Below are 15963 nucleotides of genomic sequence, written 5' to 3'. Positions count from 1 at the left end.
CGACCACTGACATCACTTGGATTCGGCGTACGGCGGCTTTGTTCCTGGCTGTCCCTGCCGGACGCGCTCACCGCGTCTTCCGGTAGCGGACTCGGCGTAGAGGTAGGAGTTCAACTCCTTCGACGCGGCGCGCGGTTGCCGCCCTCCCGGATTGGCTCCCGAGGCGGGTGGCGCGCGGTGTCAATGACGCCCGCCTATAGACATCCGATCTATTCCCCGGCGACGATGTGGGCGCCCTCGACATCGGTCGATGCGGCTGCCACCTCCTCTGTGAAAGAGCCGATGAATGGGGCGGGAGATCTCACCGTGATCAATGAATCCCAACCACAGCGACGCAGCGTTCTCAAGGCCGGCGGTGGCCTGGCCTTCGCGCCTCTGCTTGCTCAACTGGCCGGCGGAACTCCCGTGGGGCAGGCCGTCGCCGCCGGGGCCGGCGCAGCGTCGGCCGCCCGGTGGCCGACGCTGTCGCGCGAGGCGCTGACCTACTCCGCACCCGCCCTGGACTGGCAGTCGCAGGCACTGCCGATCGGCAACGGCCGACTCGGTGCCATGCTCTTCGCCGATCCCCACGAGGAGCGCGTCCAGTTCAACGAACAGAGCCTGTGGGGCGGTGTCAACAACTACGACAACGCCCTCGCGGGCAAGCCGGACAGCGATTTCGACACCGGCATGACCGGCTTCGGCTCGTACCGGAACTTCGGCGAGTTCGCCGTGACCTTCGCTCCTCGTGCGAGTCCGAAGGTCACGGCCCCGGGCGGGCCGTACAGCAGTTCCGCCTCGGAGGGCGTCGACAAGACGTACGACGGTGACTCGAGCACCAAGTGGTGTATCGACGGGCCCGGTTCGAAGGTGCGGTGGCAGGTCGAGCTTCCCGAACCCGTCGTGGTCGCGTCCTACCGTCTGACAAGCGCCAACGACGTACCGCAGCGCGACCCGCAGGAGTGGACGTTCTCCGGTTCCGCCGACGGCGTCACCTGGACCCCGCTCGACAGCCGCACGCTGGAAGCGCCCTTCGAAAGCCGCTTCCAGACCAAGGAGTTCACCTGTGCCGATCCCGCACCCCACCGCTTCTACCGGTTCGATTTCGTCCCCAAGGCAGGCGTCAGCCACTTCCAGGTGAGCGAGATCGGCCTGTCCGGCGTCGACCTCGGCGCGGGCGGCGCCCTGTACCTGTCGTCGCCGAGCGGGCACTCCGAGGGCTCCGGCGACGGGCCCGGGGCCGGGGCCGTGTCCCGGACAACGGACATCTCGAGTTCGGTGGACGGCGATCCGGCCACGGTCTGGCGGATCGACGCCCCCGCACCAGCGGTCGTATGGCAGGCCGAGTCGGCCCGCGCGGCCGTCGTCACCTCGTACACGCTGACGGCGGCACCGGACCGTCCGAAGGACGACCCCCGGGGATGGCGACTCGAGGGATCGCAGGACGGGACCGCCTGGACGACCCTCGACACGCAGAACCCCGGAGCGTCCTTCGCCGGCCGCGGCGAGGCCAGGACCTTCCGGATCGCCAACAGCACGGCCTACCGCGTCCACCGCCTCACCCTGACCCCCGGCGCGTCGTCCGCCCGCTTCCAGATCGCCGGGATCGCGCTCGAAGGCAAGGGCTTCGACACGCGCACACAGCGGACGGTCGTCGACTACCGGCGCTCCCTCGACTTCGTCAAGGGACTGCACGTCACCCGCTTCGGCGCGCCGGGGCGGCGCGTCCTGCGGGAGGCCTTCGCGAGCCGGTCCGCGGACGTCATGGTCTTCCGCTACACGTCGGACCACGCCCGAGGACTCTCCGGAGCGATCTCGCTGACGTCCGCACAGGACAACACTCCGACGACCGTCGACGCCCGTGCCCGCCGGATCGCCTTCCGCGGTGTCATGGGCAACGGCCTCAAACACGCGTGCACCGTCCAGGCCGTGCACACCGACGGCGACCTCCGCGCCGACGGATCGATGCTCCGCTTCAGCGGCTGCACCACCCTGACCCTGCTCCTGGACGCCCGCACCGACTACCGGCTCGACGCCGCCGCCGGATGGCGCGGACCCGATCCGGGGATCGGCATCGCCAGGGCGCTCGGCAAGGCGGCCTCCCGGCCCTACGTCCAGCTGCGCGAGAAGCACATCGCCGACACGCGCGCCCTCATGAAGCGTGTCTCGGTCGACTGGGGCAGCTCCGACGCCGCCGTCGTCGCACTGCCGACCGACGCCCGGCTGGCGCGTTACGCGGCGGGTCGTCAGGACCCCACACTCGAGCAGACGATGTTCGACTACGGCCGCTACCTGCTGATCAGTTCCTCGCGCCCGAACGGTCTGCCCGCGAATCTCCAGGGCCTGTGGAACGACAGCAACCAGCCGGCGTGGGCCTCCGACTACCACACCAACATCAACGTCCAGATGAACTACTGGGGAGCCGAGACGACCAACCTGCCGGAGTGTCATGAGGCACTGGTCCGGTTCATCGAGCAGGTGGCGGTGCCCAGCCGCGTGGCGACCCGCAACGCCTTCGGCAAGGACACGCGCGGCTGGACCGCCCGCACCAGCCAGAGCGTCTTCGGCGGCAACGCGTGGGAGTGGAACACCGTCGCCAGCGCCTGGTACGCACAACACCTGTACGAACACTGGGCGTTCACCCAGGACCTGGACTACCTCCGCACCCTCGCCCACCCGATGATCAAGGAGATCTGCGAGTTCTGGGAGGACCATCTCAAGGAACGCGAGGACGGACTCCTCGTCGCGCCGAACGGCTGGTCACCCGAGCACGGGCCGCGCGAGGACGGCGTCATGTACGACCAGCAGATCATCTGGGACCTGTTCCAGAACTACCTCGACTGCGAGGCGGTGCTCAAGGCGGACCCCGCCTACCGGGCCAAGGTCGCGGACATGCAGGCCCGCCTCGCGCCGAACAAGATCGGAAAGTGGGGTCAGTTGCAGGAGTGGCAGGAGGACCTCGACAGCCCCACCGACATCCACCGCCACACCTCGCACCTCTTCGCGGTCTACCCGGGCCGTCAGATCACCCCGAGAACACCCGAGTTCGCGGCCGCCGCCCTCGTCTCCCTGAAAGCGCGATGCGGCGAGAGGGAAGGTGTGCCCTTCACCGCCGCGACGGTGTCGGGCGACAGCCGCCGCTCGTGGACCTGGCCCTGGCGGGCGGCCCTCTTCGCCCGCCTCGGTGACGGGCATCGCGCCCAGATCATGCTGCGCGGACTGCTGACCTACAACACCCTGCCCAACCTGTTCTGCGACCACCCGCCCTTCCAGATGGACGGCAACTTCGGCATCTCGGGCGCCGTGGCGGAGATGCTCCTGCAGAGCCACGACGGCGTCATCCACCTGCTGCCGGCCCTGCCGGACGACTGGAAACCCAAGGGCTCCTTCACCGGACTCCGTGCCCGTGGCGGCTACGAGGTCAGCTGCGCGTGGCGCGAAGGGAAGGTCACGTCGTTCAGCATCACGGCCGACCGGGCGCGGAACCGGAGGAAAGTCACCGTGCGGGTGAACGGCGTCGACAGAAAGGTGAAGCCGGGCACCGAGGCCCGGAAATGAGGGACGCGGGGGTCGTGCAGTGCGGCCCCCGCGCCCATTTCCGCCCGGCCTCGGTCAGGGAGCGCCAGGCGTTTCGGCTACGGCGCGTCCACCACCGTGCCGTCGAGCATCGGGCCCTCCACCCGTCCGCGGTCGTCCTCCCAGTCGGACAGCCGCATCCGCAGTGACTCCTCCGGCTCGCTCACGCCGTCCACGACGGTGGGTACGGTCACCTCCGTGCTCAGCTCTCCCGCGGGTACGGCGATGTCCGGGTAGAACACCTCCACCTGGGACAGCGGCCGGGCCGGGCTCGGTGACTCGCCGGTGTTCCGCTCGAACCATTGCGGGTCGACGTCGGTACTGGACAGTTCCGCGGCCCCGTCGACCGGCGCGAACGCGGCCGCGAGCCAGAGATCCGTGTCGGCGACCGCGGACTGGTCGATCCGCCACTTCAGGCTCTGGCCCTCGGTGACCCGGCCGGCGAGCGGCGTCGCCTTGAACGTGGGCATCGGGTCGTCGTCCGTCACGGTCAGGCCACCGAGGTGGTTGCCGACCACGGCGCCCCGGACGGCCTTCGCGAACACGTGGTGCGCCGTGCCGTAGCTGAAGCGGGTGTTGCCGGGCACGTCGACGGGCACGTCGACGCTGCCGCCGCCGGGGCGCACCGTCACCAACCGGGACGTGACCTCACGCGTCTCGGGGTCCGCGACGAAGAGCCTGATCTGGCCACCGCCCTGCCCGGAGAGCCGCACCGGCACCTTGTGGGTACGGACTCCGGAGTCGCCCTCTTCGGCCGTCAACAGGCCGATGTCCACGCGCGGCAGCGCGACCGGCCGCACCACCGCCATGCCGGGACGCCAGCCCCAGGCGTCCATCAGCCACGCCTGTCCCGATCCGCTGCGCGGGGTCAGTACCAGCGACTTCACCCGCTTCAGGTCCAGCCCGGCCGCCGTCGCAGCGGTCAGCGGTACGCGCACCTCCTGCCCCCAGTACGAGGCCGTCCGGTCGGATCCGGGCAGCCCGTCGAGGCGGACGGCACCCAGCGTCGCCCGCCGGCCCGCGGAGTCCGTGAGGGACACGTCCACGCGGGTGCCGGTGGTGTTCGGCGGCACGATGACCCGCAGGGCCAGCGCCTTGGCTCCGCTCAGGGACACCGGCCGCGCGGGCCGCACCCGTACCGCGGAACCCGGCGCCGACCAGTCGAAGGCCACTGCGTCGCGGCCCGGTTCCCGCTCCGTCTCCCACTCGGCGAAGTGCGGTGACCTGCCGGGGTTCTCAGGGTCCAGGCAGGCGGTGGCGGGGTCGGGATCCACCTGCGCGCACAGCCGGCCGCCGTCCACCGTGACCGGGGCGTCCGGCAGGAACGCGGCGGTGCGCCGGGCACCGACGGCGTGCGTCAGGACCCGCGCGGGACCCGCGGACGCCGCGCGGACACCCGAGCCGTCCAGCAGCGGACGGACCCGGTCGTCGCCCGCGACGAACAGCCGGGCCGCGGCGGCTATGTACGTCGAACCGGCGGCCTGCTGCCGCTCGGCCGTCAGCCGGGTCGCGGTGCCCGGCGCGCACACCGGGTCCGGCGGTGTCTCCTCGTCGTGCCAGAAGTCGTCGTCGGCCGGTGCCTCGGCCTGTCCCGGGGTCCACTCGGTGTTGAAGTAGTTGTGGTTGGCGCCGACCATGTAGACCGCGCTGTGCAGGGCGGCACCACGGCTCACACCGCGTGTCCCGTCCACGTAGATCTCGCCCTGCAGATCGGACACGTCACCGTCGCAGCCCGGCAGGATCGTCATGGACGGCACATCGGGAACCGGGTTCTGCCCGAAGACGGTGGGGCCGATGAGCACGGTCCCACGGATCTTCCAGCGCGCCGGACCCCGGTAGCCGTCCTTGTCCGCGGGCGGCTTGGCGAGGCTGTCCATCGCGGCCCGGTTCACGCCCTCGCCGCCGCGCGAGTGACCGACCAGGAGGACACGCGACAGGTCAGCCCGTGCGGCCTTCCGTACGATCGCCGGTGCCTCGGTCCGTCCGGCGCCCGACCAGTCGGCCCAGCGGGCGAGGTGCTGCCGTACCAGGGAGGAGCGGGCCTGGGTCCCGGCGTCCTGCGCCGCGTAGTCCTGCCCGTTGACGCCGTTGGCGGATATGGACACCGTCACATACCCCTGGGACGCCAGGAGTTTCTGGTCGTGCAGATAGCCGCGATAGCTCGGTATCGGCTTCGAGCCGGTGGGGCAGGGCCACGCGCCCAGTGCCTCACCGTCCGCGCCCCCGGTGAAGCAGGTGGCGTGGCGGCCGTGCAGGAAGAGGGCCAGCGGCCGCTTGCCCTGGGCACCGGCGGGTGCGGTGACGGTCGCGCGCATCTCCACCGGGGCGGGGAAGTCGGGCAGTCGCACCGACTTCAGCGTGTACTCGCCGCTGACCGTGCGGTAGGGGCCGGGGACACCGGGGTCCACGGGGTTGGCCGGCGGCAGGGCTGACGGCTCCGCCGGCTTCACCTGCTTCCTGGCGGACCGGCGCTTCGCGTCGGCCTTGACACCGGCCTCGTCGAGACGCCGCCCCGCGGCCCGCACTTGCAGGTCCTTCGGGGCCCCGAGCGTCACGCCTTCGAGGTCGAGGCGGAACGTGTGCCCGTCCTTGCCGGGCACGGGCCGGCCCAGGAGCCGGTCCCCGGCGTAGAACTCGACGGCGGCGTCACCCATGGGTACGGGTCTGTCCGAACGCCAGGTCAGCTGCTGACCGGATCTTTTGCCGGTGATCTGCCAGCCGGCCGGCAGGCCCTGGCCGGCGCCGGGGCCTGCGGATGGGGTGGACGGAGTCGACGGGGTGGGATCGGCGGCCGGTTGGGCGTGCGCCAGTCCTGGCGACCCCACCACCGCCAACAAGGCCGCAACGGCGACCAATGTGCGCCGGGCATGGTTCAACGTGCTTCTCCTCCGGATGGGCGCCTCTTTCGTTTCTTAGGAGAAGATGAGAAAGAAGTGTCGAAGGGTTGCTCGGTATTGATCGCCTACGGCGTCAAAACCAGCTAGTCGCACCGGAGTTGCTCGGGTACGCATGCCGGATGAAGGACAGTGGTCAGGACAGGAGCTCGATGTACCCGTCCGTTCCGTGCACACGGATCCGCTGCCCGTCCGAGATCAGCCGGGTGGCCCGCTCCACGCCCACGACGGCAGGCAAGCCGTACTCCCGGGCGATCACCGCGCCATGGGTCATCAAGCCGCCCACCTCCGTCACCAGACCCGCGATTCCGACGAACAGCGGCGACCAGCTGGGATCCGTGAAGGACGTGACCAGGATGTCGCCCGCTTCGAGATCGGCGTCCGCCATGTCGAGGACGACGCGGGCCCTGCCCTCGACGGTCCCGGCGGAGACCGGGAGGCCGATCAGGGCACCGGCCGGCACGTCGTCGCGCCGGTACGCCCCGGTGAGGGCGTCACCGTCCGAGGTGAGCACCCGGGGCGGTGTGAGCGCGTGGTACGACCGGAACGCCTCCTTGCGCCGCTGGACGAGCTGGTCGTCCACCCGGTGTGAGCGCACCACGTCGTGGAGTTCCTGGAACGTGAGGTGGAAGATGTCCTCCTTCTCGGGAAGCACACCGGCCCGCACGAGGCGCCCGGCCTCCTCCAGCAGGGCCCGCTTGTAGACGAAGCAGCGGCTGACGATGCCGTACTTCGGGTACTCCCGGTACCCGATGAAGGTTCTGACCCGGTCGATCATCCGCTTGGCCTCGCCGGCCTTCCGCTCCCCGTCCGGCAGGGCCCGCAGGCGCGACAGCACGTCCTGTTCCTTCGCCCGCGCCTTCTGCCGGCCTTCCTCGAAACGCCGCTCGGCGGCGCCCGGCTCGAAGTTCCTGACGTTGTCGAGGATCACGGGCACGAGCGTGGTGGGGCGCTCGCGCCAGCGCGGTCTCGTGATGTCGATCTCGCCGACGCAGCGCATGCCGTACCGCTCCAGGTAGGCCTCGATGGCGTCGCGCGCCTCGGTCCCGCCCGCGAGCTTCGGCAGCTCGTCCAGGAAGTCCTCGTCCTCGACGTTCTTCAGGAACGCCACCAGTTCCGGATGCGGGCGGATCACGTCCGCGACGTCGAGCAGCGCCAGTCCCATCTCCGAGGTGACGTTGCCGGGGGCGGACAGGGTGAGCGTGTCAGCCGCGTTCTTCTCGCCCAGCCACTCCCTCAGCTTGTCGTTGAGCCACCACGTGGCCTCCATCCCCGCTGTGATCGCCTGCATGCTCAGCGGATCGGAGAGGACTCGCCTGTGCTCCTCGAAGGCCTCCAGCAGGAAGTCGAACAGCGCCGGTCCGGTCTTCGTCCGGATGCCGTCCTCCAGAGCGGCGATGGACGCCCGGCTGCGCTCGATCAGCTCGGTGACGACGGCCGGGTCGGTCTCGACCGGGGCGGGCGCACCTCCGGCCGGCGGTCCGCCGGGAGTCGCGTCCGGGAGCGACGGGACGAAGCCGTCGCGGTCGAGGACGGTCTCCAGAGCGTCCCGGGTCAGCGGATCGCCTTTCCCGATGACGTCCAGGAGGCCGGCTCGGCTCGCGGGCGAGGCCAGGCGCCGGGTGACGTCGACGAACAGCCTCCCGCCGGCCTCATGCATCGGCACCATGGCCATCAGCTGCCACATGGAGAGCCCCAGGGGCTTCATGGGGTCGGTCATCATCTGCTGATGGCCGACGGAGACGTAGACGTGATTCTCCTGGTCGCCGGTCTCGGGGACGGGGAACAGCGTCGTGATCGGCCGGCTCTGCACGATCTGGAAGTCGTCGTCGGCCAGGCACCATTCGATGTCCTGCGGGCGGCCGAAGTGCGCCTCGATCCGCCGCCCGAGCGCTACGAGCCGCACGGCCTGGGCATCCGTCAGCGCCGGCTGCTCCTGCCGCCGCGAGTCGATCGCCACTTCCCGCGTACCGCCGTCCGGCAGCGCCTGCACGGCCCGCTCCTTGGCGGCGATCGCCCTGGCGACGACCTCGCCGTCCCGCACCTTGAAGACATCCGGGTTCACCATGCCGGAGACCAGGGCCTCGCCGAGGCCGAAGCCCGCGTCCACGGCGGCGACCTTCCGGTTTCCCGTGACGGGGTCGGCCGTGAACAGGATGCCGGCCGCGTCCGGGAAGACCATCCGCTGCACGACCACGGCCATGTGGACCGTACGGTGGTCGATGCCGTTGCGCTGACGGTAGGTCACGGCCCGCTCGGTGAACAGCGAGGCCCAGCACCGGCTGATGTGCTGGAGGATCGCCGTCGGCCCCACGACGTTCAGGTACGTGTCCTGCTGGCCGGCGAAGGACGCGGTCGGCAGGTCCTCCGCCGTCGCGCTGGAGCGGACGGCGTAGGGGGCCTGCTCGCCGAGCCGGGTGAGCGCACGGGTGATCGCCGCAGCGAGTTCCTCCGGCAGGGCGATCCCTTCGATGGCCCGGCGAATCTCCGCGCTCAGTGCGCGGATCGCGTCCCGGTCGTCCGGGTTCAGCCGCGACAGCTGGTCGATCCGGTCGTCGATCGACGGGGCTTCCGCCATGATCCGCCGGAAGGCGTCCGTCGTCACACAGAAACCGGCCGGAACGCTGATGCCTTCGATCCGCGACAGCGCGCCCAGGTGTGCGCCCTTGCCGCCGACGACCGAGACCCGCGTCCCCTCGACCTCTTGAAGATCCCACACGTACTGTCGAGCCTCGTACGTCGACAACACACGCATACCGTGCCCCCCATATACCCAGCTTGTGGCCTCGGCCGGAGATTCTGCGCCACCACCCGGGCCTTGCCGCAAGCCCCCCTGTGCGCTATAAGTTGAGAGTGGCAAGGAGAGGATCTCCTTGCCTTTGTCTTTTGTCGGCGAGTGTCGGCGAGGCTTGCCGCTACCGCGCCTTCCCCGAGCCGTCGAGACAGGCTGATGAATGCGAGCCGGCGATCCATGACTGCTGGGTAGGCGGGCCCGCGCCCGTCGCCAAGCTTCCGGCCCAAGGCGCCAGGCGCGTTTGAACGGGCGCGCGGAAGCAGTCGTTGCGAGATTCCGCTGGGCGGTCTCTCGCTCGAATTGACGGATTCATCTTCCTTCCCACTGGGCAGTGGGCCCAGAGAATGTCATGAGCACGACTACCTTTCCCCACAAGGAGGTCGATCATGCACGTCCGTACGCTGACCGGCGGCCTGGCCGCTGCCCTGGTGGTGTCCTTCTCCCTGGCCGGTGGCCAGGCCGTCGCCGCTTCACCCGACGCGGAGGGTGCTTCCCTCGCCGCCGCCCGTGTCCTCCTCTACGACGCCAGTGGTTCCGCGGAGTTCAGGAGCGCGGTCGACCGCGGCGCGGCCATCTGGAACGAGAGTGTCGACGCCGTCGAGCTGCGGCCGGCCGCCGCCGGGCAACGCGCGAACATACGGGTGCTCGCGGACAACGGCTGGCCGCGCGCCCTGCCCACCACCCTGGGCAACGGAACCGTCTACATCGGGCGGCAGGCCGTGAACCAGGGCTACAACACGATTCGTATCTCCGCCCACGAACTCGGGCACATCCTGGGCCTGCCCGATCGCAAGCCCGGACCGTGCTCGAGCCTGATGTCCGGCTCCACCGCCGGCACCGCGTGCACGAACCCGTATCCGAACGCGGCGGAGAAGACGGAGGTAGAGGGGAACTTCGGCGGCGCACTCGTCGGGACGGCCCCGGCGGCACGTGCCGAGCTGATCGTGGACTGACTCGTGCAGCTCCACACCTGAGGAACGCCCGCCCGTGTACCCGGGGCGGGCGTTCGCGCGTCGGGCCTCCTCCTCGGCGGCCCGCATGGGCACTGCGGTCTGCGGGCGCAACTGGCGGCACCCGTCCACCAATCGAGAGACCGGCCGTCATCGTGCAGCGGACGGGGGCCGGTCACCGGGAACCGCACGCCGCCCAGTGGAGCGTGGCCGAGCCCGTGGTCTACAGGGCCTACGCTCTACCGGGCCTGCTCAAGCGCCCAGTCGAGGGCCTGGTCGGCGACCTTCTCCCAGCCGGGCGCCGCGGGCAGCAGGTGTGGCATCCCCGGGAACTCCCTCACCTCGGTGACCGTGTTCGACTTGTAGTGCCGGGCATTGGACTGCTGCACCTTGGGCGGCATCAGGTGGTCCTTCTCGCCCGAGATGAACAGCAGCGGCGCACGGGCGTCGTTGTGGTAGTCGACGTACGTGCTCTGGTGACCGGGGCGCAGGGTGGCCAGGGCGCTGTCCCAGAAGATGCCGCCGGAGGCGGGGATCGCGTACCGCTCGTACAGCGCCTTCGACTCCTCCTCGGAGAAGGTGTTGGCGAAGGCGTAGTGCCACTGCTCGGCGGTCAGACCGACCGCGCGATGCCGGTTGGCCGGGTTCTTCAGGACCGGGAAGGCCGCCTTGATCTGGGTCAGGGGCACGACGGCGACGCCTTCCGTGGGCGCGGAGCACATCGCCACCCCCGCGGCACCGAGGCCGCGGTCGAGCAGGATCTGGACGAACACGCCGCCGGCGGAGTGGCCGATCAGGACGGGTGGCTTGTCCAGGGCCCGGACCTCTTGCTCCAGGCTCCCGATGATTTCCTCGACCGTGACCTTCTCGATGGGCGTGGTGTCGGTGTTGAGGGACTCGACCTCCGCCTCGAAGCCGGGGTAGGCGGGCGCGAGGACACGGTAGCCGCGCTTCTTGTAGTGGTCGATCCAGTGCTCCCAGCTGCGAGGGGTCACCCAGAAGCCGTGGATGAGGACGATGGTGTCCGGGGTGCTCATGACTGCTGTTCCTTCCGGAGTCAGGAGTGAGGAGCCGGCAGTGAGGAGCCGGCAGTGAGGAGTGAGAAGTCGGAGGGGAGACGGCAGGCGCCGAGGCGTCAGGTGCCGAGGAAGTCGAGCAGGTCGGCGCCGAGTTGCTCCCTGTGCGTGTCCGTGATGCCGTGCGGAGCACCCGGGTAGACCTTGAGCGTCGCGTTCTTGATCCGTGCCGCCGACGCCTTGCCGCCCACCTCGAACGGCACCACCTGGTCGTCGTCGCCGTGGATGACGAGAGTGGGGACGTCGATGGCGTCCAGGTCCCCGCGGAAGTCGGTGGCGGAGAAGGCGGCGACGCACTCGTAGGCGTTCCTGTGCCCGGCCTGCAGGCCCTGGCGCCAGAACGCGTCACGGATGCCCTGGGAGACATCGGCTCCGGGGCGGTTGTCGCCGAAGAACGGCCCGTCGGCCAGATCGCGGTACAGCTGTGACCGGTCGGCCAGCGAGCCGGCTCGGATCGCGTCGAACACCTCGGCCGGCACCCCGCCCGGGTTGTCGTCGGTCCTGAGCATCAGCGGTGGTACGGCGGAGACCAGGACGACCTGGGCGACCCGGGCGGTGCCGTGCCGGCCGATGTAGCGGGCGACCTCACCGCCGCCCGTCGAGAACCCGACCAGAGTGACGTCGCGCAGGTCGAGGGTGTCGATGAGGGCGGCCAGATCGTCGGCGTAGGTGTTCATCTCGTTGCCGTTCCAGGTCTGCTCGGAACGTCCGTGTCCGCGTCGGTCGTGTGCGATAGCGCGGAATCCGTGGGTGGCCAGGAGCAACTGCTGGGCTTCCCAGCTGTCCGCGTTCAGCGGCCAGCCGTGGCTGAGCACGACCGGGCGGCCCTCGCCCCAGTCCTTGTAGTGGATGTGCGCTCCGTCGGCTGCGGTGACGAACGGCATGGGAACACTCCCGGTGACAGGGGATCTTCCGGCTCATTGACCAGTGGCTCTGCGGAACGTGAAGCAATGGTGAAGGGGAGCATGGCACGGGCGCCGGTCACCGGCTTTGCCCTGTGTGCCAGAGCCTTGCCCCTCTGTGCCATGACGCTTCCGGGTATCGCGTCGCACCTCGGACCGCGTACCGGAGCCGCCGAGTCAGGTGTCCGATGAACACACCTTTGTCACGAGTGGCCCCCACGCCGCAGACTGCTCCCCGGGGAAGCAGCGGCGGCAGGCCGCTACCGCAGCCTGGGAGGCGCCGTGCTGGTTCTCGACACCGACGGCTTACCCGTCGCCGACCGCTACGAGGCTCTGCGCACCGTGGTCGCCCGGGAGGGCGGAGTCGACGGGGTCGAGGAGCAGGAGCCGGCGGCGGCGATGTGGAAGCGGGTCGAGGTCTGGCACATCGGGCCCCTCACCCTGTTCGACACTCGCGGGACGGGCGCGCGATTCGTGCGCAGCTACCGGAAGACGCGCCGCGAACTGGTGGACTCCGTCTCGATCACGACGCAGGCCGAAGGGTTCGGGACCGGCCACTTCGGCTGCGACGGATACCAGCGGCGGCTGGGGCCGGACGGCGTCGGCCTCAGCCCCCACATGGTCGCGTCACTCGAGTACGGATGGACGGGCACCGGCCGCTCCGTGGCCTTCTCGGTCGACGTCGCCCACCTCGCCCTGCCCGTCGACACGGTGCGGGCCGCCATCCCTCTGCTGCACCACAGCCCCGTCGAATCGCTGTTGGTACAGCACGTCCGCGGGCTGCGCCGGCACGCGGACCGGTTCAGCGGCGGCCCCGAGGCGGAAGCCCTCGCCGCCGCGACCGTGCACCTCACCCGGGCCCTGATCGTCTCGGCCGCCGGCGATGGCCCCATGCGCCGGGAGGTGGCGCGGGAGACGCTGTTCACACGGGTCCTGGCCTATCTGCGAGCCCACCTCACCGAGCCGGATCTCACGCCGCAGCGCGTCGCCCGGGCGCACGGCATCTCCGTGCGCACCCTCTACCGGCTGTGCGAGGAAGGCGGACTGAGCCTCGAGAAGTGGGTCATCCGCCGTCGGCTCGAGGGCGCCCGCGAGGACCTGGCCGCAGCGGAACAGGCTCATCGCACCGTGGAAGCCATCGCCCGCTCCTGGGGCTTCACCCACCCCGCCCACTTCTCCCGCCGCTTCCGCGAGACCTACGGCACCAGTCCCAGCGCATGGCGAAGGCAGTCCCGGGACGGCCTGTCCTGCCGCGCGGTGCCTCCACCGTGATCAGCGTCCGGTAGGTGGCGGTGTCCGGGGGTTCGCCGACCGGGCGGTCCTCCGCCTCCACCCAGGCGTGGGCGGCGAAGGGCGAGGTGCGTACTCCGGAGCACCAGGTGGGCCAGTGGCCGTGCATGCGGCACAGCAGGGCGGTGGCCAGGGAGCGGGGGAGGCAGTAGCGGCCCGCGCACAGGGTGCTGACGGCGGTCACGTCCTGCCGGGCCCGGAGGGCTTCGTCATAGCGGGCGGGCCGGGCGCCGCGGCGTGCCAGGCCCAGGGCGGTGCGGATGCGGCGGGGCGGCAGGAGCGCGATGAGCCGGGCGGCGGCGACGGCGGTGCGGGCGGCGATGCGGCGGCTCACCGGCGGCCGGACGCCGCCGGTGTCCAGGACCTGGCTCACCGGGCCGTCACCAGCGCTTCCTTGAGGAGATGGCCGAGGAGGGCGGTGACATCGGCGGCGGCCCGCTCGCGGGACACCGGGCGGGTCGCGGCCAGGCGGTCGGCCACCTGATCCGGTGCGGCGCCGTCGAGGAGGGCCTTGACCACGAGTGCGCCGGTGCTGTTGAGCTGCCAGTACCGGCCGGTGCGCTCGTCGAGCAGCACCATGCCGTCGCCTGTGGAGCAGGCGGTGACATCAGGGCGAAGTCGGTGCAACGTCCTTCTCCTGTGCGTCGTGTCGGGCATCGTGGTGTTCCAGGTCGCGCAGCCAGCCTTCCGCGCCGAGGGTGGCCTCCAGCTCCGGGGCCCCGCCGGTGAGCAGTTGGGGCGAGAGCAGGGCCAGGCGCAGCTGATCGGCGTCGGCCACTCCCATGGCCACCAGCCGGGAGTCCTCGGCCCAGGCGGCCAGGGTGGGCCGGTGCCGCCGCAGGCCCTCCCGCCATTCGGGCCCGCAGTGGTCCTTGGTGGTCCGGCGCAGGATGTGGTCGGGCACCAGGCCGTTCATGGCGGCGGCGAGCAGCGGCTTGTACGACCAGGGGGACGCCGCCTCGTGCGGTTGGGCGGCCAGGGCGGCGTCGATGACGGCGTCGTCGCAGAACGGCGCATGGGCGGGCAGCCCCGCGAGCGTGGCGCGGTGGGTGAGGTGCCCGGCGGCCTGGCCTGCCTGCCGCGCCGTCCGGACCCAGGCGTGCCGGCCGCGGTCACGGTGCAGGGGTTCGGCTCGGTACGCCGCCGCGCGCAGCTGCTCGCGGCACAGCTCCACGGCCTGTGCGCTCGCCCACGCCGGGAGCCGCGGGCCCGGACCCCAGCCCAGCGATGCCGGTGCCGCCGGCGAGAGCAACTGTTCTGCGGCCCGCGTGAGCCACGACGCGTACGAGCGGCCCTCCACCAGAGCGCGCACGGTCGCCCCCAGCGGCCATCGGTGGCGCGCGCGACGCGCGGCGGCATGCCGAAGCCCCGCCGCCGGCGAGTGCCGCAGCAGCCCGTGCAGGTAGGCGGGCGGCGGCTGGACGACATGGTCCCCGCCGTGTCCCGACAGCCGCCGTCCGGCGCCGCGCGCGAGCATGGCTTTGGCCAGGTGGCGCTGTTGTGCCCGGTCGCGCAGCCCCGCCGTCGGCTCGTCGGCGGGCTCGCCACGCTCGTCGAGCCCGCTGAAGTGGCCCGGCAGACCGGCGGAGGGGAACACCAGGTGCTCGAGGCCGGGCAGCCGGCCCGCGGCATGGTCGGCGTAGGCACGGTCCTGGTTGGTGGGCGCGCTCCAGCCCAGGGTCACGGCGACCAGCCGCGCGCCCGCCTCGGCGGCCAGGAAGCACAGGGAGGTGGAGTCCATGCCGCCGGACAGATCAGCGCCCACCACCGCACCGGGGCCCACCCGCAGCGCGACCGCCCGGCGCAGTGCCTCCCGGAGACCGGCGGCGGCCTCGGCCAGGGGCAGCTCGGCCACCGGCGGCTGCCACCAGCCGCGCGTACGCACCCGGCCGTCCGGCCCCGACTCCAGGGCCTGCCCCGGCAGTACGCCGTGGACCCCGCGCCACAGCGCACCCCCGGCGAGCGGGTGCGGGACGCGGCCACCGGCCAGGCGCAGGGCCAACTGGGCGGTGTCCAGTTCCGCTCCGGTCAGCCGGGCGAGTGTCAGGGAGCGGTCGGCACACACCGTGCCGCCCTCCACCTCCGCCCGGAACACCCTCCGCTGTCCTGAGTGACTGCCCCGCACGTAGGTGTGCCCGGCGACCGAGGCGATGACATGGAAACAGCCGTGGGCGCCCGACAGCGCCGCCTCGATATGTGCCGGATCGCCGATCCGCCGGGCCCGCACGGTCAGTTGCGCGGGGTCGAGCGAGCAGGTCCCGGCCACGGCCAGCCGTACCGCACCGGCGGTGCAGACGGTCATCTCCTCGTCGGTCCAGCGGCCGGCCAGCCATGGCCGGCCGGAGGGATGCGGCACGACCCGGAGCGCGTCCGGGCGGGCGCTGTCCCGCAGTCGGGCCATGACGCGGGGGTGGATGTCCCGGTCGGGGAGAACGACGAACCAGCAGCCCTGGGCGGAGCGCATGGGCCTCTCCAAGAGGGGTGGGTGACTACGGAGGGGTG

General features: G+C 71.3%; 10 protein-coding genes. 3 read left to right on the top strand and 7 right to left on the bottom strand.

Going from position 1 to position 15963, the window contains the following annotated elements; genetic code table 11:
- Nucleotides 1-306: 306 nt before the first annotated feature.
- Nucleotides 307-3537: a glycosyl hydrolase family 95 catalytic domain-containing protein gene (locus ACIBK5_RS01130; protein WP_399014870.1), complete on the top strand. Its 3231-nt coding sequence runs from the start codon at nucleotides 307-309 to the stop codon at nucleotides 3535-3537.
- A 77-nt stretch (nucleotides 3538-3614) separates the two neighbouring features.
- Here the strand turns inward: ACIBK5_RS01130 and ACIBK5_RS01125 are convergent, their stop codons facing one another.
- Together ACIBK5_RS01125 and rph are read right to left on the bottom strand one after the other, a co-directional pair.
- On the bottom strand, nucleotides 3615-6209 hold the full coding sequence (locus ACIBK5_RS01125) for a hypothetical protein (protein ID WP_399014868.1): 2595 nt from the start codon (nucleotides 6207-6209) through the stop codon (nucleotides 3615-3617).
- 376 nt (nucleotides 6210-6585) lie between these two features.
- Nucleotides 6586-9204, bottom strand: a complete 2619-nt coding sequence (gene rph / locus ACIBK5_RS01120; RefSeq protein WP_399014867.1) for a rifamycin-inactivating phosphotransferase — start codon at nucleotides 9202-9204, stop codon at nucleotides 6586-6588.
- A gap of 425 nt (nucleotides 9205-9629) precedes the next feature.
- Between rph and ACIBK5_RS01115 the strand changes: the two genes are divergently transcribed.
- On the top strand, nucleotides 9630-10196 hold the full coding sequence (locus tag ACIBK5_RS01115; protein WP_399014865.1) for a snapalysin family zinc-dependent metalloprotease: 567 nt from the start codon (nucleotides 9630-9632) through the stop codon (nucleotides 10194-10196).
- 236 nt (nucleotides 10197-10432) lie between these two features.
- On the opposite strand, the gene ACIBK5_RS01110 is transcribed toward ACIBK5_RS01115, so the two are convergent.
- Nucleotides 10433-11230, bottom strand: a complete 798-nt coding sequence (locus ACIBK5_RS01110) for an alpha/beta hydrolase (RefSeq protein ID WP_399014864.1) — start codon at nucleotides 11228-11230, stop codon at nucleotides 10433-10435.
- A 98-nt stretch (nucleotides 11231-11328) separates the two neighbouring features.
- Nucleotides 11329-12153, bottom strand: a complete 825-nt coding sequence (locus ACIBK5_RS01105; RefSeq protein ID WP_399014862.1) for an alpha/beta fold hydrolase — start codon at nucleotides 12151-12153, stop codon at nucleotides 11329-11331.
- 300 nt (nucleotides 12154-12453) lie between these two features.
- Between ACIBK5_RS01105 and ACIBK5_RS01100 the strand changes: the two genes are divergently transcribed.
- On the top strand, nucleotides 12454-13443 hold the full coding sequence (locus ACIBK5_RS01100; protein WP_399014860.1) for a helix-turn-helix domain-containing protein: 990 nt from the start codon (nucleotides 12454-12456) through the stop codon (nucleotides 13441-13443).
- Here the strand turns inward: ACIBK5_RS01100 and ACIBK5_RS01095 are convergent.
- From ACIBK5_RS01095 to ACIBK5_RS01085, 3 genes are read right to left on the bottom strand one after another with little or no spacing between them, the layout of a single operon-like run.
- Nucleotides 13328-13834 (bottom strand): lasso peptide biosynthesis B2 protein, encoded by a 507-nt coding sequence (locus ACIBK5_RS01095; protein WP_399014858.1) that lies wholly within the window; start codon nucleotides 13832-13834, stop codon nucleotides 13328-13330. The genes ACIBK5_RS01100 and ACIBK5_RS01095 overlap by 116 nt on opposite strands.
- The gene (locus ACIBK5_RS01090) at nucleotides 13831-14088 is read right to left on the bottom strand and encodes a lasso peptide biosynthesis PqqD family chaperone (RefSeq protein ID WP_399014856.1); all 258 of its coding nucleotides are present in this window, start codon (nucleotides 14086-14088) and stop codon (nucleotides 13831-13833) included. Before ACIBK5_RS01090 ends, ACIBK5_RS01095 begins: the two co-directional genes overlap by 4 nt.
- The gene (locus tag ACIBK5_RS01085) at nucleotides 14069-15925 is read right to left on the bottom strand and encodes an asparagine synthase-related protein (RefSeq protein WP_399014853.1); all 1857 of its coding nucleotides are present in this window, start codon (nucleotides 15923-15925) and stop codon (nucleotides 14069-14071) included. The genes ACIBK5_RS01090 and ACIBK5_RS01085 overlap by 20 nt, the downstream gene beginning before the upstream one ends.
- Between the last annotated feature and the right edge of the window lie 38 nt (nucleotides 15926-15963).

Origin of the sequence: Streptomyces sp. NPDC050546 (assembly GCF_044457425.1) — a bacterium.
GTDB lineage: Bacteria > Actinomycetota > Actinomycetes > Streptomycetales > Streptomycetaceae > Streptomyces.
The sequence above is the reverse complement of the archived record's forward strand: the minus strand, read 5'-3'. Positions and strand labels throughout refer to the sequence as shown.